Raw genomic sequence first — 25,083 nt, 5'->3', positions numbered from 1 at the left:
ATGAATAATACTCGTCGTACAAACGCCAGACGTGGCGATGCTCTAGCCCAGCTACTGAAATCGGAAGGGATTAATAACAGCAGCGTATTGCAAGCGATTGCCAATATTCCCAGAGAACGTTTTTTGCCAGACGCGCTGCAACATAAAGCGTATCAAAACACCGCTTTACCTATCGGTCAGGGACAGACTATTTCACAACCTTATATCGTCGCCAGAATGACCGAATTGTTGCTACAGGCCCCCTGTAAACCAGCCAGTATACTGGAAATTGGCACAGGCTCAGGTTATCAAACTGCAGTTCTCGCCCAGTTATTTGAACGGGTATATTCTGTTGAGCGGATTAAGGCCCTGCAATTTCAGGCAAAACGCCGTATGAATCAGCTGGATTTACACAATATATCCATGAAGCACGGTGATGGCTGGCAAGGCTGGTCAAGCAAAGCGCCGTTTGATGCCATTATCGTCACCGCCGCCGCGGCACATATGCCGGACCAATTGCTTCAGCAATTAAATAATGGTGGGCGTCTGATCATTCCGGTTGGTGATCAAGCCCAGCATTTGCATTGTGTGACCCGTCATGAAGATGAATTTGAATCAGAGATTGTTGAGCCGGTGCGTTTTGTTCCATTAGTACCCGGGGACATTATATGAAGATATTCCAGCTGTGCTACGATAAAGCCCTGCAATGGTCCAGACATAAAAATGCCCCCTACTTTCTCGGCGGCATGAGCGTAGCAGAGTCGGTCATATTTCCCATCCCGGTTGATGTAATGCTGGCTCCAATGGCACTGGCCAACCCTGAAAAGGCCTGGCGTTTTGCCCTAATTGCCAGTATTGGCTCGGTGATTGGAGGCATATTCGGTTACTTTCTCGGTATGTACGCGTTTGAGGGATTGCTTCAACCCTGGATTATCGAGTTGGGTTATCAAACTCGGTTAGATACCGCCATAGAATGGTTTAGCGAATATGGTGTCTGGGTGGTTTTTCTGGCTGGCTTTTCCCCTATCCCCTATAAAGTATTTACCATTAGCGCAGGCTTTCTACAACTCGCTATTATCCCATTTATTTTGGCTTCATTAGTGGGACGCAGTATGCGCTTTTTTCTGGTCGCCGCATTAATGTATTGGGGTGGCGCGGATATGGAATATAGGTTGCGTAAACATATTGAAACCATTGGCTGGGCAGTAGTAATTATTATTGCCGCGCTATATTTTTATTTTAGATAGCTTTTCCTTGAGGGACACTGGTCATCAGGTTTGTAGTTATTTTTATCATTAGTTTTATCACGGCCTGCAGCAGTCGTCAGGTTCCTGCACCTGTAGAAAAAATATCCAAAGGCGTAGAAATCAATGATTACAAGGCACCTATTGGCGTGCCGGACTCCTATTTGGTCAGAAAAGGCGATACGCTGTTTTCCATCGCCTGGTTTAACGGTTTTGATTACCGTGATCTGGCCAGAATAAACAATTTACGCAAACCATATAATATTTATCCGGGTCAGAAATTAACCCTGAAAGCTGCGCCAGAGCAGACAGTAAAAGCGCTACGTAAAAATAGCGTAAAAACAGCTACACAAAGTTCAAAAATAAAAACAAATCAACCAGTTGACCCTCCCGAAAAGCAGGCGTATGGTAAATCTAGCAGGACAAAAAACGACCAGTTAATACCGAAAGAGGAATATACCTCACAAGTAGCGCGATGGGTCTGGCCTGCTGAAGGTGAGTTGATAACGCGTTTTTCAGCGTCTGAACAGGGTAATAAAGGTATTGATATAGCTAATAGTGTCAATACACCCGTTCTGGCCTCCGCCGATGGCAAAGTCGTGTATAGCGGTGACGCTTTACGGGGCTATGGAAAATTGATCATTATTAAACACACCGAGGCTTATCTCACAGCCTATGCTCACAACAATGAGATTCTGGTTAAAGAGCAGCAGTGGGTGAAAGCCGGTGAAAAAATAGCGCTAATGGGTAGAAGCGATTCAGATCGCGTGAAGCTTCATTTTGAAGTGAGATATAAGGGGCAATCTGTTGACCCCCTGCGCTTTCTATCCAAACCATAATAACAATAAATAATAATAAACGAATGGAGGCCTGAATAAGGTAAGCACCTACAACAATTTGGAGATAGAATCATGGGTCAAAATAAATCTGCAATAGTAGACTTGGATAATGATGATGACGTTGAAGAAACATTAGAGCTGGATATTGTCGAGGAAGACGACAGCGCTGATTCAATCAAGGATATTCTCGCTACGCAGGAAGATTTTCATAAAAACCTGGACGCCACACAACTCTATTTGGGTGAAATTGGTTTTTCACCGCTATTAACCGCCGAAGAAGAAGTCTACTTCTCCCGTCGTGCCTTAAAAGGAGACGAGCCCTCCCGAAAACGCATGATCGTCAGCAATCTCCGTCTAGTCGTCAAAATAGCTCGCCGCTATAACAACCGGGGTTTAGCATTACTCGACCTAATCGAAGAAGGTAATTTGGGCCTTATCCGCGCGGTTGAAAAATTTGATCCAGAGAGAGGTTTTCGATTCTCTACTTACGCCACCTGGTGGATCAGGCAAACTATTGAACGAGCGATAATGAATCAGACACGAACTATCCGCTTACCCATCCATGTGGTAAAGGAGCTTAACGTTTATCTGCGCACCGCCAGAGAATTAGCCCAGAAGCTCGATCATGAACCCACAGCCGAAGAAATTGCCATAGCGCTGGATCGCCCAGTCGAAGACGTAACCAAAATGCTGCGACTCAATGAGCGTATCAGTTCGGTAGACACCCCGATCGGCGGCGACAACGACAAGGCCTTGCTGGATATTATTGCCGATGAAAAAGGCATGGGACCCGAAGATGACCTGCAAGACAATGATATCAAATCCAGCATTGTCGACTGGCTAAGTGAACTCAACCCTAAACAAAGGGAAGTATTGGCACGTCGCTTTGGTTTACTCGGTTATGAACCCTCTACTCTGGAAGATGTAGGTGCTGAAATTGGTCTGACTAGGGAGCGAGTCAGACAAATTCAGGTTGAAGCATTGAGACGACTAAAAGAAATCCTGGGCCATCAGGGACTCAATCTGGAAGCCCTGTTCAGCGCCGAATTATAGTAGCAACGCTGAACTCGACTGGACCCCATGCAGCTATAACGGTTCAATCGAGTTCAGCTGGACGTTGCTGCCCGGACTGACAAATCACTTGAGTTTTAACACTTCAAAGCATAAAAGACACCTACCCAAAATCAACTGCTTCTAATGCTAACTCTTTGTTATCTTGAATATTTAGCGCCTGTACACCATTTGCTCAACAAAATTACTATTTGTTAACTTTTTGTTGACCTTTAAAAACATTTGTTTTAACTTTAATGAAAGCGCTTACATAATCAACTCCGGTGGTAAACAATTAAAAATGTAAGCGCTTACGTCGAACGCAATCCGGCATAGGGTTTGCGGACAAAAACACACTAGGGGACACACATGAAATTCAACAAAACACAATTAGCGACCAGCATATCGCTAATCCTAAGTGCAGCAACTATCGCACCCTTGTCTGCACAAGAAGCTGTTACTGATACCGATAAAGCAGTAGAAGTGATTAATGTCACAGGTATTCGTGGCAGTATGATTAAATCGATGGATGTGAAACGTTCATCCAGCGGTATTGTCGATGCCATTAATGCCGAAGATATAGGTAAATTCCCGGACAGCAACCTGGCTGAATCATTACAACGTATTACCGGTGTGGCTATCGATCGAGCTAATGGTGAAGGTAGCGAGGTTAGCGTGCGTGGTTTTGCTGGTGCACGTAATCTGGTGACTTTAAACGGTCGTCAATTACCCACCACAACAGGATCTCGTTCGTTTGATTTCGCCAATCTGGCGGCTGAAGGCGTTAGCGGTGTAGAAGTTTACAAAACCTCAAATGCCAAAGTACCAACCGGTGGTATCGGCGCTACTATCAATATTTTAACCGCTCGTCCATTAAATAATCCTGGGCAACATACCGTTGTCAGCGCTCAGATTTTGAACGACACGTCGACAAATGAAGGTGGTGCAACTCCAGAGTTGTCAGGTATTTACTCTAATACCTCTGAAGACGGTAAGTTTGGGGTGTCTATTTCTGCTAGTTACTCAGAGCGGGAAAGTGGCAACCAGCAAGCTAATGTAGGTACCGGATGGCGTAGCTTTGAAGGCACTGTCGATCAGGATTGGAGTGGCGCTCCTGGTGCTAACCCAGGATGGGGTGGCGTTCCAAAAAATGAGTTCCAGACCAATCGTCCTGGTGAAGGAGATATCTATTCTGTTCCGCAAACCACCATCTACAAATTTGAAGAACAACAGCGTAAAAGAACCAATGCTCAGCTAGTACTGCAGTATCGTCCAATGGATAACCTAACTGCAACGTTAGATTATACCTACGTAAAAAAAGACACTGATACCCAATTTAATGATGTATCGGCCTGGTACGGCTTTTCTGCCTCTAAAAACGTCTGGACAGACGGACCAATTTCATCCCCGTTACTTTATTCGGAAGACTATGAAGAAAATGGTGTAGGACTTCAAGATGTTGCGATGGGAGCCGGTGATTTTGGTGTTCGCGACGAAACCAAATCTTTAGGTTTAAATTTAAACTGGCAAGTCAATGACAGCTTGAACTTAGAGCTGGATTATCATAATTCATCAGCCGAAAACTCTCCAAACAATGAATTTGGCTCGAATAATACCTTAGCCATGGCAGGTATTGTAAGAGGTGCAGCTGCAACCGACTTTACTGGACAGCTTCCCATTCTCGCCGTGCGTGGCGGCAATGACATTCAACCCTCTGACATGTTGGTAACAGGTAGTACATTTGTCAACAACCGTAACAGAGCCGATATCGAGCAAACTCAACTTCGTGGTGAATATGTATTTGATAAAGCCGGCAGTATTGATTTTGGCTTGTCATTAACCACTGCGGAAAACCATGGCCAAACCAAAAACATCGACCGTGGTAACTGGAGTGGTGAAGGTGTTGCTGGAATGTATGATGATGCCTTATTCCCACGTAAGAGTATTCAGGATCAGTTTACCGATGTTAGCGGCGGCAATTTTGAAGACTTCCAGGGTATTTATGGCATGGATGATTTTGAAATCATGGATACTTATTTCGATTTTGATTTCCATGGTGTTCGCGATCAAGCAGCGCAATTATTAAGTAAGCAGAGTCTGGGTGATTGCGGCAATTCTTTCTGCCCGTCTACCGATTATGCGTCACAAACTGATCGCTATAATAAAGAAGAAATGACCTCGGTTTATCTACAATATAATTATGAAGGTGATATCGCTGATATGCCTTATGATGTGCATGTTGGTGTACGTTATGAAGATACCGATGTCGTTTCAACTTCAGCAGTTCCCGTTTTCCAGAATGTAGCTCAATGGCAAGGTGCATCCGAAGTCTACTTAAGAGATACATCAGATCACGTTTTCGAAACACAAACCGGCAAATACGATCACACTCTACCCAGTTTTAACTTTAATATCGAAGTGGTTGATGGGGTCATTTTACGTGCGGCCTATAGCAAAACCATAGGCCGACCCGGTTATGGCGATATGATAGGTGGTACTGTACTTACTAAAGCTGGACGCTTGGATGGTACCGATGGTTCAACCGGTACTGCAGGTTTATTACCTCTTGAATCAGACAACTACGACTTGTCCGCCGAATGGTATTACGACGAAGGTAGTTATGTATCGATAGGTTACTTTAAGAAAGATGTAACTAATGATATCGAAACTATTGATGTTCCAACTAAGTTTGGTATCTATTCACCGGCTGAAGGCCCCTATCGTAACGAAGCTTTTGCAGAGGTAGGACCTGATGGTGATTTACAACGTGAATATATCTATAACAAATACCATGAGATTGATCCCGAGCACGTCTATATGGATGCGGGCAATATTATAATATTGGCCAATCCAGAAACGGATAAAGAGATAGAATTCAACATTCATACACCATCTAATTCTAGTGAAGAGAAAGGCTTTGATGGACTAGAGTTTGCTATTCAACATCTATTTGGTGAAAGTGGTTTTGGTGGGATTGTTAACTATACCAAAGTTGATTCTGATCACACATACGATAATTTTTATATCGCAGGCCCACAAGTGGCCGAGTTCGGGATCAGTGATACCGCCAACGTAGTGGGCTTCTATGAAAAAGATGGAATATCCGTTCGTTTGGCCTACAACTGGCGTGACAAGTTCCTGGTATCAGGTTACCAAGGTGACGTAGGTGCCTCTCCACGTTATGTAGAAGCTTATGATCAGTTGGACTTAACCGTCAGCTACGAATTACCACAAGTTGAAGGCTTAACCGTCTTCTTTAACGGCATTAACATTACTGATGAATACAAACGTGAAAGTGGACGTAGTGAAATTCAAGTATTAAACGTGACTCAACAGGGTGCGCGTTACAATCTTGGAGTTCGTTACGCTTTCTAATCACAACAAAAGTTATTAGTAGTGTTGTCATCAAGGCCGCTGAATTATTTGATTGATTTATGCGGCCTTTTTAATGTTGTAGCAAATCCTATATATTATAAAGCGTCAAAATATCGCTTATGTTGTACACCATTCAATTAAGGTCTCCATGGACAATAGAATACAGCAAATAGTCGTGGTAGGCGGAGGGTCAGCCGGTTGGTTAACTGCCGCCATTCTAGCTGCTGAGTATAAAACTAATCATGGTGATAACAGTATTAGTATCTGCCTGATAGAATCATCAACGGTATCCCCTATTGGCGTAGGTGAAGGCACTTGGCCCTCAATGCGAGCAACATTAGAGAATATAGGCTTAAGTGAAACCGACTTTGTCAGACAGTGTGATGCCAGTTTTAAACAAGGTTCCAAATTTACTAATTGGAAAACAGCAGATAACCATCATTATTTTCATCCCTTTACTTTCCCAGTAGGTATTGAGCAGTTCGATCTGGCTCCATATTGGTTACCGCACAATCAACAAATTAGCTGGGCCGATGCCGTTACTCCACAAGGCCATTTGTCCCACCACAATTTGGCCCCCAAACAAGTATCTACCGCAGAATATGCCTATGTAGCCAATTATGGTTATCATCTGGATGCGGGAAAGTTCACAGAATTATTAAGACAGCATTGCATCAATAAACTGGGTGTAAAACATCTTATTGGTCATATTGAAAAGGTGAATAGCAAAGAGTGTGGCGATATACATTCCGTCACCACCCCTGAACAGGGTGAAATCGAAGGTGACCTATTCATCGATTGTAGTGGGTTTAATGCTTTATTAATTGGCCAGCATTTTGATATTCCCTTTGTGAGTCAAAAACAATTTTTATTTAATGATACGGCACTGGCGGTACATGTTCCTTATCAGCAACCACAAGATCCAATTGCGTCCCATACCCTATCTACCGCCCAAAGCAGTGGTTGGATTTGGGATATTGGTTTGTCTTCACGACGCGGGGTCGGATACACCTTTTCCAACGCCCACATCAGTATGGATGATGCTGAACAGCAATTGCGCCACTATATCCAACCCACGATGGGAGCCAAGGCTGCCTCCTCAGCCGAGATCAGAAAAATAGCCATTCAGCCGGGATACCGGCAAAAATTCTGGCATAAAAACTGTGTCGCGGTAGGTATGGCCGCAGGGTTTATTGAGCCCTTGGAAGCCTCAGCATTGGTGCTAGTAGAGCTGTCTGCACAAATGATTTGTGAACAGTTACCGCAGTCTCGACTACCAATGGATATAGTGGCCAAACGTTTCAATCAAAAGTTTACTCATCGCTGGCAACAAGTGATTGAATTTTTAAAATTGCATTATGCTCTGAGTCAGCGCAGCGATTCTGATTACTGGCATGATCACCGTAACAAAAACAGCAACCCTGACTCATTAAATGAATTGCTCAGCCTGTGGCAAAGTAACTTACCCAGCAAATATGATATTACCCAAACCGATGCCCTGTTTCCTGCGGCAAGCTATCAGTATGTACTATATGGTATGGGGTATATGCCTGAACACCCTCTTCGGGTTAAACGGCTCGATAAGCAACGTCAGGCGGAAAAACTATTTAATCAAAATATGCAACAAAGCAAACAATTATTAGCAGCCCTGCCCTCTAATCGGGAATTACTGAATAAAATAAAGCAATATGGTCTGCCCAAAATTTAACTATTGTGCAATCGCACTCAAAAGATTAGCCAGGATTATTTATGCCAAAACATGTATTAGTAAACAGCGTTGACCATCAGAACCTAAAAGTGATCACAGAGCGTTCAGCTAGCTATGGTGACAACGTCTGGTACAGTCTGACTTTTCCCTCTGAATTTCGTAGTCTTCAGGCCTACTATCCTGTGTTCTTCCAAAAAGATGCCAATACCGGCAAATTTCACGCCGTCGCCCTGTTTGGATTTGAAAATGAAGAAAACCTGTTTTTGAAAAACAATCAGTGGGATGCCAGCTATATTCCGCTGACTATTGCCAGACAACCTTTTTCAATTGGGATCCATACGGTACAAGAAGAAGGTGAAGAGAAAAAGCAGCGTATGTTGAATATTGATATGGACAATCCGCGCGTCAATAATGAATCCGGCGAAGCGCTATTTTTGCCCCATGGCGGCAACTCGCCTTACTTGGACATGATGGCCGATATGCTGGAAGTCATTCATCATGGCATGCTGGATAGTGAGAAATTCATTAATCAATTAATCGAACTGGAATTACTCGAATCATTTACGCTGGATGTCACGTTAAATGACGGCAGCCAATACCAGATGCTAGGTTTTTACACCATTAACGAAGACAAACTCAACGAACTCAACGGGCCGGAGTTGGAAGAGTTACAGCGTCAGGGTTATTTGCAAGCCATTTATATGGCCATCGCCTCGCAAGCCAATGTGCGGAATTTGATGAACCGCAAGAATGCGCTATTGGGTCAATAGAGACTCTCTGCCCTTATGTTGCCAATAACCGCAAAAGTACCACAACGTGACGACTGTCACCCCGGACAACTTCCCGACGATCTGCTTTCGTCGGACAGCCCGCTAGTGCTAAAAAGCTTTGTCAAACACTGGCCTATTGTAAAGGCCGGTCTATCCTCCCCTGATGAAGCGGCAGAGTATTTACGTAGCTTGTATAACGGTACTTTGGTATTTACCGCCTACGGTGAGCCGGATGTTCAGGGGCGGGTATTTTATAACGATGACATGACAGGTTTTAACTGCAATGGCGTCAAAGCTGATTTAAACCAGATCCTGCAACGCATATTTCATCACCAACATGATCCACAGCCCCCCACCATTTATGTGGCATCAGCAGCAGTGAACAACTGGCTACCGGGCTTTGCCGAACAAAATCCGGTTGGCCTTGAGCACTTGCAGCCGTTAACCAATATCTGGATTGGCAATCGCAGTCGCATTGCCGCCCACTATGACTTTCCCAATAACTTGGCCTGTTGTGCCGTTGGACGGCGGCGCTATACTTTATTTCCACCTGAACAGGTGAGTAATTTATATGTGGGGCCGATGGAATTATCACCAGGAGGGCAAGATATTAGTCTGGTGGATTTTGCCAATCCCGATCTGAACCGGTTTCCCAAGTTTAAACAGGCCATGGAAGCAGCTCAAGTGGCCGATCTCGAACCCGGTGATGCGTTATATTTGCCGGGCATGTGGTGGCATCATGTTGAAGCCTTAACTCCTTTTAACGTACTGGTCACCCACTGGTGGCGTGATAGTCCGGCCTATATGGGGCGCCCCGAGAATGCTCTAAAATTAGCAATCCTCAGTCTGCGCAACTTACCTCCAGCCCAACGTAAGGCATGGAAGGCTTTGTTTGATCATTATATTTTTGAGCATCAACAAGGAGATACAGATCATATCCCGGATGCGGTTAAAGGTATGTTGAGCCAGCCGCTGGATCCTGTTTCAGCTAAAAAATTACGCGCTGAGCTACTGAATAAATTAAAAGTGTAACGACATCACTGCCAATACACTTTATCAAGGAACAAGCCAAATGAGTGACACTAAAATTAAAAATGTAATCATCGCAGGTGGCGGCACCGCGGGCTGGATGTGCGCGGCGGCACTAAGCAAGTTATTGGGTAAAAACCTTAATATCACATTGATTGAATCAGACGACATTCCTACCGTTGGTGTGGGCGAAGCGACCATCCCTACTCTGCTGGTGTTGCATAAACTACTTGGCATAGATGAAGCGGAGTTTATGGCAGCAACCAATGCCACCTTTAAACTGGGTATCGCTTTCGACAACTGGCGCGATGTCGGCAAAGATTACATTCACTCGTTTGGTTTTATAGGGCAAGATTGTTGGGCGGCCGGTTTTCAGCATTTCTGGTTAAAAGGTTTAAAACAAAATCTGGTAACAGAAATCGGGGACTATATTCCTGAACATTTAGCTTGCCGTGAAGAACGCTTCGCCATACTGGCCAATCAGGACAAGAACTACGCCTATCATCTGGATGCCGGACTCTATGCCAAGTTTTTACGAAATTTAGCCGAAAAACATGGCTGCCAAAGGTTAGAAGGAAAGATCCAACAAGTTAACCTGCGCGAAGACAACGGTTATATCCAGTCTTTAACCCTGGCATCAGGTCAGCAAGTCGAGGGTGACTTGTTTATTGATTGCACAGGCTTCAGAGGCTTGCTAATTGAGCAAGCATTACATACTGGGTATGAGGACTGGAATCATTGGCTACCCTGTGACAGTGCTATCGCAGTGCAAACCCAAACTGTCGGCAAACCGGTTCCTTATGTTCGCTCAATTGCTCACGACTCAGGTTGGCAATGGCGTATTCCGTTGCAAAACCGCACCGGCAATGGGCTGGTATTTTGTAGCAAGTATTTGTCTGATGAAGATGCCAAACAGCTGCTACTGAACAATATCGAAGGAGAATTACTTAACGAACCAAGGGTCATTAAATACCGTACAGGTACGCGTCGTAAACTTTGGAATAAAAATTGTGTTGCCATTGGACTGTCATCAGGCTTTATCGAACCGCTTGAATCGACCAGTATTCACTTATTTCAGCAATCGATAGTACGACTGATGCTGATGTTTCCTTCCAACGGCATTAATCAAGCCGCGGTGGACGAGTATAACCGTCAATGCAGAAGCGAAATCGATAATATTAAAGATTTTATCATTCTGCATTATCACCTCACCGATAGAACAGATAGCCCCTTTTGGCGCTATTGTAAAAATATGCCAATACCGGACACCTTAAAACACCGAATGGATTTATTTAAACAAAATGGTAAAGCCGTAAAGCTTGCTGACGAACTGTTTGGAGAAGCGTCCTGGGTACAAGTAATGATTGGTCAAGGTTTAATGCCTGAGCAGTATCATCCCATTGTTGATTTAATGAGCGATTCAGAATTAAAAGATTTTCTCGATACGATTAAAGCAGGAGTAAAACGTAAAGTTAATAACTGGCCCAATCATTTGGATTTTATCAAACATTACTGCCAGGCAAAGTAAACATCAATACAAGGTAAGGCCGTTGAGTAATTAGGAATTTCATAACATGCCAGTTGAAACTAAATCAATAAACCCTGACTTTAAAATTAAGGTTATCCGAATAGGTATTGAGCAAACGCCCATAATGATAATAGATGATTTTATGCTGGATACCAGCGAAGTCATTACCAATGCCTGTGAATTTGGCCAATTTAATTTAGCCAGCAGTTATTACCCCGGTAATAGGGCGAATTTACCGCGATCCTATGTTGTCAATGTATTGCAAAGCGTATACTTACAAATATGCCAACTATACCAAATTCCATCAGAATTAAATTTAAAACCCCAAGCAACCTATTATTCGTTGATTACCCGTCAACCAGAAGAATTACAAATAGTTCAGCGCTTACCTCATTTTGACAGTACCCAGCCCTACTACTTTGCAGTATTACATTATTTAAATGATAAACCTCATGGTGACACAGGTTTTTTCCGTCATAGACCGACGGGATTTGAAAGCATTAGTCCGTCAAGAGAAAGTATTTATTTCGAATCGGCCAGTGAATTTATTAGGAAGAATGGTGACCCTGTGCAGGCATATTGCACCCAGAGCAATGAGCATTTTGAGCTGTATGACAAAATAGAATACAAACCCAACCGGTTAGCTATCTACCCTGGCTACTTGTTACATACGACACTAGTAAACCCAGAGCAAGATATTGGATCTTCTCCCAGTACAGGCCGCTTAACCGCCAATATTTTTATTGATTTCCAATAAACTGTGACTCACACCTTAGGTGCAGCCACACTGTGTCGTTCAATAAGCTTGGGCAAAACGATATGGGTCAATTCCATCGTACGGTTGCCGTAGACTTTGTTTAATATCCAACTGGCGGCCATTTTACCGATATCTTCCATCGGGTAATGAATAGTGGTCAATTTGGGCGTGAGATAATTACTGTATTCAACATTATCGAAGCCCACTACAGATATATCTTCAGGGATCAGCAGATCTTGTTCGCGAATAGCATTAATAGCTCCAGAGGCCATTTCATCGTTTGCACAGGCGACGGCGGTGAATTGTTTGCCTTGGCTAAACAAGGCTTTAATCCCCTCTTCACCGGCATGTCCCTGGAAATCACCTTCGTACATCAAGGTTTCATCAAAGTCGATACCCGCTTCCCTCAATGCCTGTTTATGTCCTTCCAGGCGCTCTCTGGCGTCGGCTTTCCACAATGAACCAGCGATATAGGCCACTTGATTGTGACCTTGCTTAACTAAAGCCTGTGTCGCCAGATATCCACCCAACTTGTTATCCATGCTGATGCAATGTTCAGAAATTGCCTCAATATAGCGATTCACCACTACAAAAGGGATATTTTCCTTGGCCAGCTCAATAAGGTAATCATCACTGATGGCTTCCAGGTGCAGGATAAGTGCGTCGCAACGACGACCAATCAGAATTTCGATGGCTTCTTTTTCGTCTTTTTCATTACTGTGGCCAGGTGCAATAAACATATGCTTACCTGATGAACGCAGTACTTTGTCCGAACCCGACATCATTGAACCAAAGAACGAACCGTGTAATTCCGGCACTACATATCCTATGGTATCGGTTTTGTTGGATGCCAATGACTGGGCAATGGAATTGGGCCGATAATTCAACTTATCCATGGCTTCAAGCACTTTCTCGCGAGTCTTTTCGGATACAGGGGTCACTCCGTTTATCACCCGCGATACCGTTGCTAAAGATACACCAGCCAATTCAGATACTTGATATATTGTTGCCATCGTTATTGTTCTCTTCCACAAGGACCGATTATCAGGAGCTATTCTCCTGCAAAATCAACACTATACTGTAGTTTTGCTCAATTCATCCTGAATTTTATTAATTTCCGCATTATTTAATCTATACCGGCGCATTACCCAGGCAACAATCATAAAACCTATTGCCGGGTAAAAAGTGAAACATAGCAAAATCCCCTGCCTGGCTTCAGCGGTTTGTTGCACATCCGCCTGATAGCCGTAATAAGCTAATAGCCATCCCACTACTGCGCCGCCTATTGCCAAACCCATCTTGATAAAAAACACAATCGATGAATAGGTCATGCCGGTAATTCTGACCCCGGTTTTCCATTGACCATAGTCAACAGTATCGGCCATTTTAGCCCACAATAGAGGCGTGGCCATCTGCAACAAAAAACTCCAGACAAAAAACACCACTGTTGCCAACATCAGTTGATCGCTGCCGATAAAATAACTCAACACGCAAATTACCGCAGAGATGGCTTGTAAAACAATATAGGCTTTAACTTTACACACGTACTTGGTTAAAGGCTGGGCAACCGCACAACCCAAAATATTACCAATCATACCGATGGTGACAAACTGGGTAATAAAGTCTTCACGACCCAGATAATATTTGACGTAGTAGATTGCTACGGTATTGCGCATAACAATGCCAAATAATACAAACAATGCGGCCAGACTAAGAATACGCCACTGATCATTTTGCCACAGGCATTTCAAGTCATTTTTGAAGGTAGAGTTTTGGCTTTTTGGGGGAAACACCCGTTCTTTGGTACCGACAAAACAGACAATAAACATCAGTACACCCAAAGCACTCATAGCGGCAATAGTGAGTTGATAGCCTTTGGCTTTGTCACCATGGCCGAACCACTCGACCAAAGGTAGAGTAAATGCGGTAACCAGTAGCCCGCCCAACATACCAAACACAAAGCGGTAAGATTGAACCGAGACCCGCTCTTTCGGATCGGCAGTTAACACGCCGCCCAGCGCAGAATACGGAATATTGATTGCCGTATATGCAGCCATTAACAATCCGTAAGTAACGAAAGCATAAATAATTTTACCCTGTGGAGATAAGTCCGGCGTGGTAAAAGCCAGTACGCTGATCAAACCAAAAGGTAATGCCATCCACAGTAAATAAGGCCGGAATTTGCCGTATTTAGTATTGGTTCTGTCTGTCATGGCGCCCATTAGCGGATCGGTTACTGCATCAAAAATCCGTACCACCAAAAAAAGAGTCCCCACCACGGCTGGAGAAATACCAAAAACATCGGTATAAAAAAATGACAGGAACAGCATCACAGTCTGGAAAACAATATTGCTTGCTGTATCGCCTAAACCGTAAGCTATTTTTTCTCTTATGCTTAACATGGCAACCTCATTAACGTGAAGATTGGGGATGATTGCCTAACTTGTCTTTGCGTTGCAACACAAAGTCCTTATAAGCATAACCACTGGCTTTTATAGTACGCTTTTGAGATGCATAATCGACATATACAATCCCGAAACGTTTTTCGTATCCTTCCGCCCACTCAAAATTATCCATCAGACTCCAGGCAAAGTAGCCCTGTATATTTACGCCTTGATTGATCGCGTCATTCACCGCATTTAAATGGGTATGGAAATACTCTATTCTATCTACATCATTGATCTCGCCCTGTTCAACGCTATCTGCCATGGCAGCGCCATTTTCGGTAATGTAGACAGGCGGAAGCTGGTATTGCTGGTGCAAGGCAACCAGGATATCGGTGAGTCCATCCGGGTAAACTTCCCAGCCCATTTCAGTCAGCGGCTGCAAGCTTTTTCCGGCGTTAACAAAATCCCCTTCTTCACCAGCTTGAAATACTTCCCGGGTATAATAGTTAATGCCAATATAATCCATTTTTTGTGCGATAAGGGCTAAATCCCCTTCTTCTATTTCTGGTTTTTCTTCCTCTGGCAAATCATTGATAATATCCGGATAACAACCATCAATAACGGGCTTAATATACCAGTGGTTAAAATGCTGGTCGGCCAATTCTGCTGCCGCAATATCATCGCTATTATCTGTTTTGGCGTAGCAAGGACTAAAATTAAGCACAATACCATTAAGCGAATCAGGGCTATTCTTGCGTAATACTTGCATCGCCAACCCATGAGCCAACAACAAATTATGGACTGCTTTTTTACCAAACTGTTTGCCTACTTTTCCAGGAGCATGAATGCCAATTTCATATCCCAGATAAGCACTACAAAAGGGTTCATTCAGGGTGGCATAAGAATACACCCTGTCACCAAAGGCCTGACTGATTAAATCAACATAGTCTCTGAAGCGAAAAGCCGTTTGACGATTTAGCCAGCCCCCCTCATCTTCCAGATATTGAGGCAAATCCCAGTGATAGAGCGTGACATAAGGCTTAATGTTTTTCTCAATCAAGCGATCCAGCAGCTTAATATAAAAATCGACACCTTGTTGGTTCAGGCTGCCATCGCGATTGATAACACGCGGCCAAGACACCGAAAAACGGTAGGCATCGACGCCTAAAAAATCAATCAGTTCAACATCCTGTTGCCATTTTTCAAAATGGTTACAGGCAATTTTACCGTTAGAACCGTCCTTGATTTTGTTAGGGGTATCGCAAAAAGTATCCCAGATACTGTCCAATCGGCTGTCAGCGCCGCCCTCAATCTGAAAGGCTGCCGTTGCCACACCAAAAGTAAATTGACGGGAGTTTAAGATAGATTCCGCAGGTAAAGAAATTTTCATGATGATTAAAGTAGCTACCGATTAAAGAGTGAGAAATTAATATCACTGTGATAACAATATCCAATGCCAGCTGTGACCTTTTAGTTTGTGATAACAAGGACTATTTTCAGGCAGACAATGAAAGCGCTTACATTAATGTTATAGATTTGTTATATCCAGGTCAATAAACAAGATTAACGATAATCGGAAAATGACTTACTTTTATTCATTAGAGGCACTAGAAAAGCTAAAAGCGCAACGGCCAAAACTAAATCTGCGCTTTATATACTAGTCAAATCTTCACTCAGCGAATGAACAGGCTTTTCAACCACCCGCCCCAGTTCGCGCCCGTCCTGTAACAAGATAATGGTCGGAGTAAAACGCAAATGATATTGCTCTGAAATACCTGAAGGATCCTGTTTATTACCATCAACGGCCACCAGACGTAAACTGGATAATGTGACGCCTGACTGATCAATTAATTTTAGTAAGCGTGGTATCTCGCGCTGGCTGTCGTGGCACCAAAGCCCGAACAAGACCAGAATAGACTTGCCATCAAGCTTACTCATCATTGTGATTTCGCGAATTGTAGGCTGGAACGAGCGATACTCGGTAGCAAATTGTTGATACTCGCCAAGCAACTGTTGCGCCGAAATAGGCCCACTGATATTCACCATCGACTGTCGTTCGGGCTGGCTGCTGCATGCACATAACCAACAGATAGTTAATAAGATTAAGTTCTTATACATATAAAATTTTGTTTACCGAAAGTTACTTGATATTACCTGGAACCGGGGTCTAGCGCTTGTCAAAAAAGTCTTTATTACGAATATATTTGTGCATGTAGTGGTAAGAAATAGGCGAAATGAGCCAGCTCAACAGCGTCTTGTAAAGTCTTACTGAAGGTTTGATATTTTCATAGATCCTTTCGTTATGCAGCCACAGACTTCGACCTACGTGAGCAAAGACGCCAGGAAGTGGCGGCAAAAAAGTAATAATATCCAAATCACAACATATGCGGTATGTGCGCATATGCAGCAGATAATGGCGACGAAAACTTCTAAATCCCGGTGAAGGCTGGCCAAAGGTGACAACCCGCTTTATCGAACCCTGAAACTGGCGTTCCAGACGATCAGCAACCAGGATCGCCAGTGCCCCACCAGACGAATGCCCGGTCAAACTTACCCGCTTGCCAGCCGCGATCAAAGGCGCCAATACCGTTTCGATTTGCTGATAAACACTGTATGAAGGGTTTGTCTGTTGCCCTTGTCGAGCAGTACTTTGATTAAGTAAATGGTCGTAACCTAAATGCACAAAATAACCAATGTCAGCAAATCGCTTGCGTCTGGGTAAACAGCATAGATTAACCAACCAGTCGGCAATAGATTGTGACCCCCGAAAGACCACCACCACTTCTTTTTTATCATGCTGCCAAAGAATACGGGCAATAATCGTCCCGTAACGATTGATTATTTCAGCATAACCGTCTTCAGAAAATCCTAGAGAAACGTGATCAAATACCAGTGGGTAAGCAAGCTTGCACAGCACTGCATAACGTTCATACTGATAGCGCTTTAGCTTTTTCAATGAGAATAACGTAATCAAAAATTCTGTACAGACGGTAAAGGACAAGTATGACAAAAAAGTGACAATTTTATTTTATCGGCACTTTTGCCCTGTCCAGAATTACCGGTCCGACGCCATCATCAGCCAAAATATCGTCAGGATTATATAAAGGGCACTTGGCCATCGACAAACAACCACAACCGATACAACCGGTTAGCGAGTCTCGCAGTCTCTGCATATAAGCAATACGGGCATCCAGCTGCGCACGCCAGGTTGCGGATAATTGGGCCCAGTCATCTTTATCCGGTGTCCTCTGGTTAGGCAATTGTAAAAAAGCGGCTTTAATATCTTCGAGCGCGAGTCCCATTTTTTGCGCTGCCTTAATCACCGATATGCGCCTTAACACATCTCTTTTATAGCGACGTTGATTACCCTGATTGCGCCAGCTCCGGATCAGCCCTTTATCTTCGTAGAAATGCAAGGTAGAAACCTTAACACCACAACGTTCAGCCACATAGCCTACAGTAAGATTCGCATCTTCCACTTAAAAACCCCGTCTCCAAAATAAATGCTAAAAAACACTTTACCTCAAGTTAAGTTGAGGTTCTAGACTGCCATTCAAATCAGCATTTCAGTTAAAACAGGAGCAACAAGATGGCAACAACAACAACCAATAAACAACAGGAGCAGGCAGAGCAAACAAACTTCGCTCAAAGCTTTTATCGACTGTTTAACAATGCGATGAGTAAAAAATAATACTCACGCAAACAAATTAGATTTTGTTAGACAACTTCCCTATCCTTTAATAAATAATTCATGCATCAAAGGGGGGCGTATGTCGGAACACTTTCATTGCTGGCAATGCGGTAACCGTTTGACCAATGTAATATTGCCGATGTCACGGCGTGAGGAATGCACTGGTTGCGGCGCCGATCAGCATGTTTGCCGCATGTGCGAACATTTTGATAGCTCGGGCTGGGGAAGTTGTAATGAGGAACGCGCGGAGCCGGTATCAGATCGGGAAAGTGCCAACTTTTGTGACTATTTCGTCCCCAGTAGTGATGCCAGAACGCCGCTCAGCCAGAAACACCAGCAAGCTAAAGCCAAACTGGCGGCCCTGTTTGGTGATGAACCGAATGACACTGACGCGGCTAAAAAACAGGAAGGGAATTTAAGCCCGGCAGAAATTGCCGAGCAAAAACTCAGGGAGATGCTGGGGGGTTAATTTATTTTAGAATGTAATCCAACCCGCCAGTGATAGCGGCGACTTGAGCCTGAATACAAATTTCTGCGGTTGCGCTATCACTGTCGGGATACACTTCTGTGGTCGTCACATATTGCGCCCCGCTAAAACCACCACATAGTCCCAAATCCGCTTTTGCATAGTGAATCACTCCCTTTTGTTCCAATGGTGCACCAATGATTTTTCCATGCTCATCGGCCGGTGCTATATGGGTCACTTTTTCTACTGCTTCGACAATCGCCTGCTGAAACGCCGGTTGCGGGTGATTACTGTCGGCGACCAGATAAAAGCCGTCGGGAATATCCCATACATCCAGTTCGACACCGTCTCGGGCGGCCAGCGCAGGACGAAATTCAGAATTGTCAGTATCGGTGGTTTCATGCAAATCAAAATGCGCGGTTAATTCCACCGCCAGAGATTGCACATACTCCATCAATAAACGAGCTTCAGGTGCGGGGCTATCAGGATAAAAAGAGCGATTGGGATCAATTGCATCTGGATTCCAGCGATTAATAGTTTCATATCCCCAGGGACTTAAACAGGGAGCAATCAGAAAGTTAACCTGGTTGTTGTAATCCTTAGCGGCCGTTTCAGCAAAACTCAAGGCACCTTGCACACCACTGGTTTCATAGCCATGTACACCACCAGTAATCAGTATGGTGGGACAATTGCTTTTCCAATCAAGCGACTTAAGCAAATACAACGGATATTTTTGCGGGTCGTAAGGCAAAACACCATACTGCACCACATCAAAATAATGGCGTAATGATTCAATTCTGTTGCGAACTTCCTGTTGATAGGAACGCTTAATCTGTTGTTGTTCGAACCACTGCTTTTTTTGTTGAGTATTCCAGGCCATGCCAGGCGTGCCAATTGAGTAGGGTTGTTGCATTATTATTTTTACCTTGATGTTAGGGTTTGTTGCATTGTAGCAAAACCCAAACGAGTGCTGCGAATTGGAATTACTTGTAGGAAGATGGTAAATCGAATTCAAAGCCGTGCTGAGTCAACCATTGTGCCGCATCGGCAGACCGTTGGGTAAAAAAGTGAAATTCGGGCTCGTAACTGGATACGTCACCGATAATATGTTTTTGCGTATCAAAGCGGCACACCGTGGCTTCATGAGTCTGGTTGTTTTCTGCGCACCAGTCATAAATTCGCTGGAAACCCTCAAGCGCTTCCATAGTCGGCATAATCCAGTCGCGGATATCAACATAGGCCGCCCAAGGTTCATGCTGGATATCTTTAACCAGTACCTGAACCTCGTGGTGAACCTGCTTTACAATACCTTTAGTCCAGATATTTTTGAGCTTGACGCATAGTACTCGCCCCACTACATCCATCTGGTAAAGATCTCGCCTCGGCACTTTGTGACGCTCCGGTTAACTGTCTTACACTACAGAATATAGATAAACAGCCAGATTTCAATTAATTAACCTCAGCTCGGGATAAGCCACGCCTCTCAATAACGCTCTTTTTGCACCTAGCAAGTCATCGCCAGCTATGACGTACGAAACCCCGCCTTGCCAAGCACAAAAATGTCGTCATTGAGTAAACTATTTATTCAATAATGGTTGAGTGAATAATATAACTATCTGAATTATTTACCCTTTGTAAATATAAACGACACTTCTTATCCCGAGTTGGGGTTAATTAGAGGCCTGGGTTGTTTATCTATGCCCGGCGGTCTTCAATATCGATCATGGTTTCTTCAGAAATATGTACCATTTCCTGATCATCAGCGGTAAGGCGGGTTTTCTTCCAGCTTCCCCTGGCAAACCAGACGATTGATACCAGCGCGATAAGAATATTGGTCACGGCAAACGACCACCAAATACCTGCTGCACCCAATGCGGTGTGCTTTGACAAGATATAGGCAATCGGAAACTGAAATACCCATTGCGCCAGTAGCGAAAGCAGCATGGTATTGACCATGTTTCCCGATGCCCTGAAGGTGGACACAATGCACAGTTGCAAACCGATAAATCCCCAGGTGAGGCACATTGTTCTGACAAACTGTGCGCCATGTTGAATAACTTGCGGATCGTCCGGAATAAAAAACGCGACAAGATAAGGCGCACTCAGATAGGCAATACCGCCGATCAGACTCAAGGCAGCAAATCCCCAACTAGCCCCGATTACCGCCACTTTTGCCGCACGGTCAACTTGGTTGGCGCCCAGGTTTTGGCCAACCAGTGTCGACACTGCCATCGACAGTCCCATCGCCGGAATGGTAATCACCTGCAGAATATTGGAACCAACACCATAAGATGCAATCGTCACCGTGCCGAAACTGGCTACGATAAAAGACAAGATAATCAGCCCCAACGCCCGTGCTGCCAACTCTACAGAACCCGGTGCGCCGAGAAAAAAAGCACGTTTGATATACGCAAAATCTGGCTTGAAGTGCTTGAGCGTCACCTGAATACCATGGCGTCCTTTTAAAAAAATGGTGATACCACAAATAGCAGCCAGGCCCTGAGTGACCAAAGTTGCCAGAGCAGCCCCCATCACACCCAACCCGGTAAAACCTCCCCAACCATAAATAAACAGGGGATCAAGGAAAAAGTTAAGGATAACAGTGCCCAGTACAATAAATAGCGGTACTTTTACCTGGCCAACACCGCGCATAATGGCTTGAAAGATAGCGAAGGTGAACACAAAAATAACCCCGACAAATGACACGCGCATAAACTTTAATGCGTTGTCATACACGGCTTGTTCCACCCCCAGCAAATGCAAGAAATAGGGCGACAGCAAAAAACCGGTTAAACCTAGCACAATAGCGACTATTACTACCATCAGCATGGTCTGGGCGGCGACATGATTAACCATGTCATACTTTTTGGCCCCCATATATTGGGCCGATAATGTCGCCCCGGCCATCGCTAATCCCGCTCCCAAAGCAATCACTAAAAAGGTCACCGGCATACTGACAGACACCGCCGCCACTTCATGGGCCCCCAAACGCCCAACCCAGAATGCATCCGTCAACTGGTAAGCAGACTGGAGGATTTGGTTTAAAACAATAGGGACTGCAAGCGATAACAGCGCCTTGTGAATAGGCCCTTCCAGCAAATTGTTATAGCTAGCCATTGATTATTACTGCGGTACCCAGGAATGAAGTTGGCCTTTACGCATATCACTTTTCTGCCCAGGTGTGGTACGCCAATTGTGTTGATACACCTTCCCCTCCCAATCACCGTACATCGGGTTAGGTAACACAATATAGCGATTGCCAAAAAGCGTCTTATTGTTATCTACCGCTGCCAACGTGTCATCCAGGCCTTCAGGGCTAAGTGCATTAGAGAAATCACTCAAATTGTCCCCCATCAATAAGGCAATATCATAATTTTTCAGAACTTGTTGGCGACGAGGCTCTTTATTGCCCGTATCGGTGCGCAAAAGCAAGTGGTCGTTATCAACAAAAGGAAATCCCAGCACTTGCATATTCTTGATGGTACCCTCGCGACCTTTTTCATAACGGTTGGTAATGTAAAACACCTCCGCACCTTGTTGTTTAACGTAATTTAAAAATTCGGTCGCGCCCGGCATGGCTTTGGCTTGCGCTGCATCCATCCATTGTTGCCAGGTGGTTTGCGAATAACCTTCACCGCTGGTCACCAACCAGGCGTTGTATGCCGAGTTATTCAGCACGGTTTCATCCGCATCCACCACTATCGCCACTTTTTTATCTCCCGAGCGGTTGGCCAGATAGTGATCCAGGCTCATTTTAGCCAGGTTAAATGCCTGATAAGACAAAGCCCGGTATTCTCCCGAAACCTGAGTCCACAACACCGCCATTACAGACTGCTGGTTCAACTCTTTCTGACTATATGTATTATCGTTAGTATTTTTAGCAAAACAGGGTTGTGTGACGCTCACACAGATAATAGCTGCCGACAATGCTGCAGCGCGAAAAGAAAAAGATGACATGCATAACCTCATATAAGATAGCCAGAGCTTACTGCTCCTTGATGTATGAGTGTAATGATTTTAGCCATGATTAAAAACAGCTAACGAATATAAGTAACCTGAGTTCGGGATAAGCCGCGCCTCTCGATAACGCTCTTTTTGCGCCTAGCGGCGTTGGGTTTTCTAGCAATAGCCAGCTATTACGTACGAAAACCCGCCTTGCTATCCACAAAAATTTCGTCACCGAGCGAGTATCAGGTGTGGTGCAAGCAGAATGTTTATTATAAACAATTTAATTAATTCAATAAGTTAAATTACAACGACACTTCTTATCCCGAACTCAGGTTAAGTAGGATAAACACACCAGCAAACAGGACGAGCCAACGTCTCGTCCTAAAATTTTTTAATGTTGTAACTCAATCAGCATCTGCTTGGCGTTACCGTTATCCGGATTGAGTTGCAAAGATTTACGGTAGGCCACGATTGCCTGCTGTTTATCGCCAGACTTCATCAATGCTTCACCCAGACTATCAAAAGCGTTGGCATTATCCGGATAAAGTGCCGCTTGCACCTTGAGCAAGTTCAATGCCTGTGTATATTGCTGTTGTTGCAAAGCCTGATAACCCGACCGGTTTAGCGTATTGGCGCTATGCAGCGCAGAAAATGGATGTTGTTTTTGCCATTGCTGGTACGCCTGCAAAGTCTGTTCAAAACTCCCCGTTTGCGCCACCTCAAAGGGTAAATTTTCTCCTTTATCGAGTTTACGCATCATATATTCCTTCATACGACTACCCTGTCGATAAAAGGTCAGATAGGGATGCTGATCGTCCGGGTTTATTTGCACATCAAGTTGGTTAGGCTGTTCATTGGCTGCAAATTTATCATCGCCAACATAAATTAACTGTCCACTATTATTATTACTCCACATGACTAATGGTCCTTCATAAACAAGTTGCTGATCCTTTTGTTGAATAGTCAGAACCTGTTCAAAAGGAGTGAGATAGCGACCCGTTATCGACTCAAGTTGTTTTTCGTTCGGGGGCTGTTTACTGGCGACCAGCTCCTTTTGCCAACCCAGTTTATTGATCACATTTGCAATAACGCTACGAAAAGTGGGAAGACGTGAAGGATTAGAGCCATTACCAAAAATAGCGATGGCTTTACCGCCTTGCATGGTCGCCATAATATGGCCGCCGGTTCCCGTATTCGAACCGCCATGGGAAAACCAGTCAAGATTGCCATTAGCTTCGGCACGCATCCAACCTAATCCCCAACCGCCCACTTTTTTCAGGGTTTGAATATGCGTTGTTTGTTGAGCAACCCAGGGCGAAATGACGGTAGACTTGTCCCCTTTCAATGCCAGCTGGAACTCAATCATCAACTTGGTCATGTCCTTAGCCGTGCTCCACATTCCTGATGGCGCAATTTGTGGACAAATCGGTAATCCAGTGCCAATCACTTGTTGCTTGTCATCATGCACTTTGGCGACATTATCAAGAAACAACTTATCTCCCGGTTGATGCATGGTGGTATGGATCATATTAAGCGGCTTAAAGATCATTTCCTCTGCCAATTGCGCCAAGGGTTTATGAGTAATATCTTCCAGGGCAATTTGCACAATCACATCCCCACCACCGCTATAATTCCAGTCGCTACCCGGCTTGAACGTAACGGCGATAGGCTGATGGTAGCGGGGTAACTTTATGCCATTTAAACTCTCTATCGGGGTAGGAATGTCATCCCCCTGATAAAAATCGGCAAACCCTCCCTGAGTAGTACCTGCGGTATGACTGAGTAAATCACGTAACGTAACAGGACGGTTTTTAGCCAACGGAAAATCAGGTAAATGCCAGCGCTTAAGGTACCGATTGATGGGTTCATCCAGCTCAAGCTTGCCCTGTTCCACCAGCATCATTGCAATAGTTGCGGTAACCGGTTTAGAAATAGAAGCGGTGGAAAAAGCCGTATCCTGGTCAATTTTATCCCCACCACCAAACTCTTTTAAACCGGCAGTGTGACTGTAAACCAGTTGATAGTTATCCACTACTGCAACACTGAGTCCTGCAAGCTTATTGTTATCCAGCAGTTGCTGATAACTGACCTCTTCACCGTTATCTAGTGTCACGCTATCCAATATATGGGCACAGACTTGTGGTGCGGCCCAGAACAAAAGATTTAGCATCACTAGCAGCTGGGTGATCATTTTATTCATCTTATTTCCTTCATTCAGTATGATTACCCGCACATGCTAATCAAAATTCGGCATTAAATTAGCACCCCTTTTCCTCAACTGCGCATTGATTGCATCAACGACTCCAGACCCG

At 44.3% G+C, this 25,083-nt stretch carries 22 protein-coding genes; 11 read left to right on the top strand and 11 right to left on the bottom strand.

The window, feature by feature from the left end; translation table 11 throughout:
• The 10 genes from V1467_RS06230 (at nucleotide 1) to V1467_RS06185 (ending at nucleotide 12,279) form a co-directional block, all read left to right on the top strand.
• Nucleotides 1–651, top strand: a complete 651-nt coding sequence (locus tag V1467_RS06230; protein WP_416307935.1) for a protein-L-isoaspartate(D-aspartate) O-methyltransferase — start codon at nucleotides 1–3, stop codon at nucleotides 649–651.
• Nucleotides 648–1,226 carry a YqaA family protein gene (locus V1467_RS06225; protein ID WP_416307934.1) on the top strand — a complete coding sequence of 193 codons (579 nt, stop codon included), beginning with the start codon at nucleotides 648–650 and terminating at the stop codon, nucleotides 1,224–1,226. The genes V1467_RS06230 and V1467_RS06225 overlap by 4 nt, the downstream gene beginning before the upstream one ends.
• Nucleotides 1,227–1,387: 161 nt before the next feature.
• On the top strand, nucleotides 1,388–2,062 hold the full coding sequence (locus tag V1467_RS06220; protein ID WP_416307933.1) for a peptidoglycan DD-metalloendopeptidase family protein: 675 nt from the start codon (nucleotides 1,388–1,390) through the stop codon (nucleotides 2,060–2,062).
• Nucleotides 2,063–2,134: 72 nt separating this feature from the next.
• Nucleotides 2,135–3,115, top strand: a complete 981-nt coding sequence (gene rpoS / locus V1467_RS06215; protein WP_416307932.1) for an RNA polymerase sigma factor RpoS — start codon at nucleotides 2,135–2,137, stop codon at nucleotides 3,113–3,115.
• Between the two features lie 366 nt (nucleotides 3,116–3,481).
• A complete protein-coding gene (locus tag V1467_RS06210; protein ID WP_416307931.1) occupies nucleotides 3,482–6,487 on the top strand; it encodes a TonB-dependent receptor in 3,006 nt (1,001 codons plus the stop codon).
• A gap of 148 nt (nucleotides 6,488–6,635) precedes the next feature.
• On the top strand, nucleotides 6,636–8,195 hold the full coding sequence (locus V1467_RS06205) for a tryptophan halogenase family protein (RefSeq protein WP_416307930.1): 1,560 nt from the start codon (nucleotides 6,636–6,638) through the stop codon (nucleotides 8,193–8,195).
• A 41-nt stretch (nucleotides 8,196–8,236) separates the two neighbouring features.
• A complete protein-coding gene (locus V1467_RS06200; RefSeq protein ID WP_416307929.1) occupies nucleotides 8,237–8,965 on the top strand; it encodes a SapC family protein in 729 nt (242 codons plus the stop codon).
• 15 nt (nucleotides 8,966–8,980) lie between these two features.
• Entirely contained in the window at nucleotides 8,981–9,997 is a 1,017-nt protein-coding gene (locus tag V1467_RS06195; RefSeq protein WP_416307928.1) for a cupin-like domain-containing protein, read from the top strand.
• Between the two features lie 40 nt (nucleotides 9,998–10,037).
• Nucleotides 10,038–11,522, top strand: coding sequence for a tryptophan halogenase family protein (locus tag V1467_RS06190; RefSeq protein WP_416307927.1), 1,485 nt, complete (start codon nucleotides 10,038–10,040; stop codon nucleotides 11,520–11,522).
• Nucleotides 11,523–11,568: 46 nt separating this feature from the next.
• Nucleotides 11,569–12,279, top strand: coding sequence for a DUF6445 family protein (locus tag V1467_RS06185; RefSeq protein ID WP_416307926.1), 711 nt, complete (start codon nucleotides 11,569–11,571; stop codon nucleotides 12,277–12,279).
• 8 nt (nucleotides 12,280–12,287) lie between these two features.
• Here V1467_RS06185 and V1467_RS06180 read toward each other — a convergent pair whose 3' ends face one another.
• The 6 genes from V1467_RS06180 to soxR form a co-directional block, all read right to left on the bottom strand.
• A complete protein-coding gene (locus V1467_RS06180) occupies nucleotides 12,288–13,292 on the bottom strand; it encodes a LacI family DNA-binding transcriptional regulator (RefSeq protein WP_416307925.1) in 1,005 nt (334 codons plus the stop codon).
• A gap of 60 nt (nucleotides 13,293–13,352) precedes the next feature.
• Nucleotides 13,353–14,681, bottom strand: coding sequence for a glycoside-pentoside-hexuronide (GPH):cation symporter (locus V1467_RS06175; protein ID WP_416307924.1), 1,329 nt, complete (start codon nucleotides 14,679–14,681; stop codon nucleotides 13,353–13,355).
• Nucleotides 14,682–14,691: 10 nt separating this feature from the next.
• The gene (locus V1467_RS06170; protein ID WP_416307923.1) at nucleotides 14,692–16,056 is read right to left on the bottom strand and encodes a GH1 family beta-glucosidase; all 1,365 of its coding nucleotides are present in this window, start codon (nucleotides 16,054–16,056) and stop codon (nucleotides 14,692–14,694) included.
• 260 nt (nucleotides 16,057–16,316) lie between these two features.
• Nucleotides 16,317–16,712 carry a thioredoxin family protein gene (locus tag V1467_RS06165; protein ID WP_416307922.1) on the bottom strand — a complete coding sequence of 132 codons (396 nt, stop codon included), beginning with the start codon at nucleotides 16,710–16,712 and terminating at the stop codon, nucleotides 16,317–16,319.
• Nucleotides 16,713–16,833: 121 nt separating this feature from the next.
• Nucleotides 16,834–17,622 (bottom strand): lipase family protein, encoded by a 789-nt coding sequence (locus tag V1467_RS06160; protein WP_416307921.1) that lies wholly within the window; start codon nucleotides 17,620–17,622, stop codon nucleotides 16,834–16,836.
• A gap of 67 nt (nucleotides 17,623–17,689) precedes the next feature.
• On the bottom strand, nucleotides 17,690–18,145 hold the full coding sequence (gene soxR, locus V1467_RS06155) for a redox-sensitive transcriptional activator SoxR (protein ID WP_416307920.1): 456 nt from the start codon (nucleotides 18,143–18,145) through the stop codon (nucleotides 17,690–17,692).
• Nucleotides 18,146–18,436: 291 nt separating this feature from the next.
• Between soxR and V1467_RS06150 the strand changes: the two genes are divergently transcribed.
• Nucleotides 18,437–18,826 (top strand): hypothetical protein, encoded by a 390-nt coding sequence (locus tag V1467_RS06150; RefSeq protein ID WP_416307919.1) that lies wholly within the window; start codon nucleotides 18,437–18,439, stop codon nucleotides 18,824–18,826.
• A gap of 1 nt (nucleotide 18,827) precedes the next feature.
• Here the strand turns inward: V1467_RS06150 and V1467_RS06145 are convergent, their stop codons facing one another.
• The 5 genes from V1467_RS06145 to V1467_RS06125 form a co-directional block, all read right to left on the bottom strand.
• Nucleotides 18,828–19,739: a M14 family metallocarboxypeptidase gene (locus V1467_RS06145; protein WP_416308657.1), complete on the bottom strand. Its 912-nt coding sequence runs from the start codon at nucleotides 19,737–19,739 to the stop codon at nucleotides 18,828–18,830.
• Between the two features lie 67 nt (nucleotides 19,740–19,806).
• Nucleotides 19,807–20,211 (bottom strand): hypothetical protein, encoded by a 405-nt coding sequence (locus V1467_RS06140; RefSeq protein WP_416307918.1) that lies wholly within the window; start codon nucleotides 20,209–20,211, stop codon nucleotides 19,807–19,809.
• Nucleotides 20,212–20,518: 307 nt separating this feature from the next.
• Nucleotides 20,519–21,940, bottom strand: a complete 1,422-nt coding sequence (locus tag V1467_RS06135; RefSeq protein ID WP_416307917.1) for an MATE family efflux transporter — start codon at nucleotides 21,938–21,940, stop codon at nucleotides 20,519–20,521.
• A 6-nt stretch (nucleotides 21,941–21,946) separates the two neighbouring features.
• Complete coding sequence (locus V1467_RS06130; protein ID WP_416307916.1) at nucleotides 21,947–22,780, bottom strand: 5'-nucleotidase, lipoprotein e(P4) family; 834 nt, start codon at nucleotides 22,778–22,780, stop codon at nucleotides 21,947–21,949.
• A 382-nt stretch (nucleotides 22,781–23,162) separates the two neighbouring features.
• Nucleotides 23,163–24,971: a serine hydrolase gene (locus V1467_RS06125; RefSeq protein WP_416307915.1), complete on the bottom strand. Its 1,809-nt coding sequence runs from the start codon at nucleotides 24,969–24,971 to the stop codon at nucleotides 23,163–23,165.
• Nucleotides 24,972–25,083 lie beyond the last annotated feature (112 nt).

Source organism: Neptunicella plasticusilytica (genome assembly GCF_047922965.1).
In the GTDB taxonomy this organism is placed as follows: domain Bacteria; phylum Pseudomonadota; class Gammaproteobacteria; order Enterobacterales; family Alteromonadaceae; genus Neptunicella; species Neptunicella plasticusilytica.
This window is presented reverse-complemented; position numbering and strand designations above follow the sequence as displayed.

Bases quoted from the DNA above. Each gene is read 5' to 3' on its own strand.
- V1467_RS06195 (WP_416307928.1), top strand. From the start codon at position 8,981: ATGTTGCCAATAACCGCAAAAGTACCACAACGTGACGACTGTCACCCC.
- V1467_RS06170 (WP_416307923.1), bottom strand. From the start codon at position 16,056: ATGAAAATTTCTTTACCTGCGGAATCTATCTTAAACTCCCGTCAATTT.
- rpoS (WP_416307932.1), top strand. From the start codon at position 2,135: ATGGGTCAAAATAAATCTGCAATAGTAGACTTGGATAATGATGATGAC.
- V1467_RS06135 (WP_416307917.1), bottom strand. From the start codon at position 21,940: ATGGCTAGCTATAACAATTTGCTGGAAGGGCCTATTCACAAGGCGCTG.
- V1467_RS06200 (WP_416307929.1), top strand. From the start codon at position 8,237: ATGCCAAAACATGTATTAGTAAACAGCGTTGACCATCAGAACCTAAAA.
- V1467_RS06205 (WP_416307930.1), top strand. From the start codon at position 6,636: ATGGACAATAGAATACAGCAAATAGTCGTGGTAGGCGGAGGGTCAGCC.
- V1467_RS06185 (WP_416307926.1), top strand. From the start codon at position 11,569: ATGCCAGTTGAAACTAAATCAATAAACCCTGACTTTAAAATTAAGGTT.
- V1467_RS06180 (WP_416307925.1), bottom strand. From the start codon at position 13,292: ATGGCAACAATATATCAAGTATCTGAATTGGCTGGTGTATCTTTAGCA.
- V1467_RS06225 (WP_416307934.1), top strand. From the start codon at position 648: ATGAAGATATTCCAGCTGTGCTACGATAAAGCCCTGCAATGGTCCAGA.
- V1467_RS06190 (WP_416307927.1), top strand. From the start codon at position 10,038: ATGAGTGACACTAAAATTAAAAATGTAATCATCGCAGGTGGCGGCACC.
- V1467_RS06210 (WP_416307931.1), top strand. From the start codon at position 3,482: ATGAAATTCAACAAAACACAATTAGCGACCAGCATATCGCTAATCCTA.
- V1467_RS06230 (WP_416307935.1), top strand. From the start codon at position 1: ATGAATAATACTCGTCGTACAAACGCCAGACGTGGCGATGCTCTAGCC.
- V1467_RS06165 (WP_416307922.1), bottom strand. From the start codon at position 16,712: ATGGTGAATATCAGTGGGCCTATTTCGGCGCAACAGTTGCTTGGCGAG.
- V1467_RS06125 (WP_416307915.1), bottom strand. From the start codon at position 24,971: ATGAATAAAATGATCACCCAGCTGCTAGTGATGCTAAATCTTTTGTTC.
- V1467_RS06130 (WP_416307916.1), bottom strand. From the start codon at position 22,780: ATGTCATCTTTTTCTTTTCGCGCTGCAGCATTGTCGGCAGCTATTATC.
- V1467_RS06175 (WP_416307924.1), bottom strand. From the start codon at position 14,681: ATGTTAAGCATAAGAGAAAAAATAGCTTACGGTTTAGGCGATACAGCA.
- V1467_RS06150 (WP_416307919.1), top strand. From the start codon at position 18,437: ATGTCGGAACACTTTCATTGCTGGCAATGCGGTAACCGTTTGACCAAT.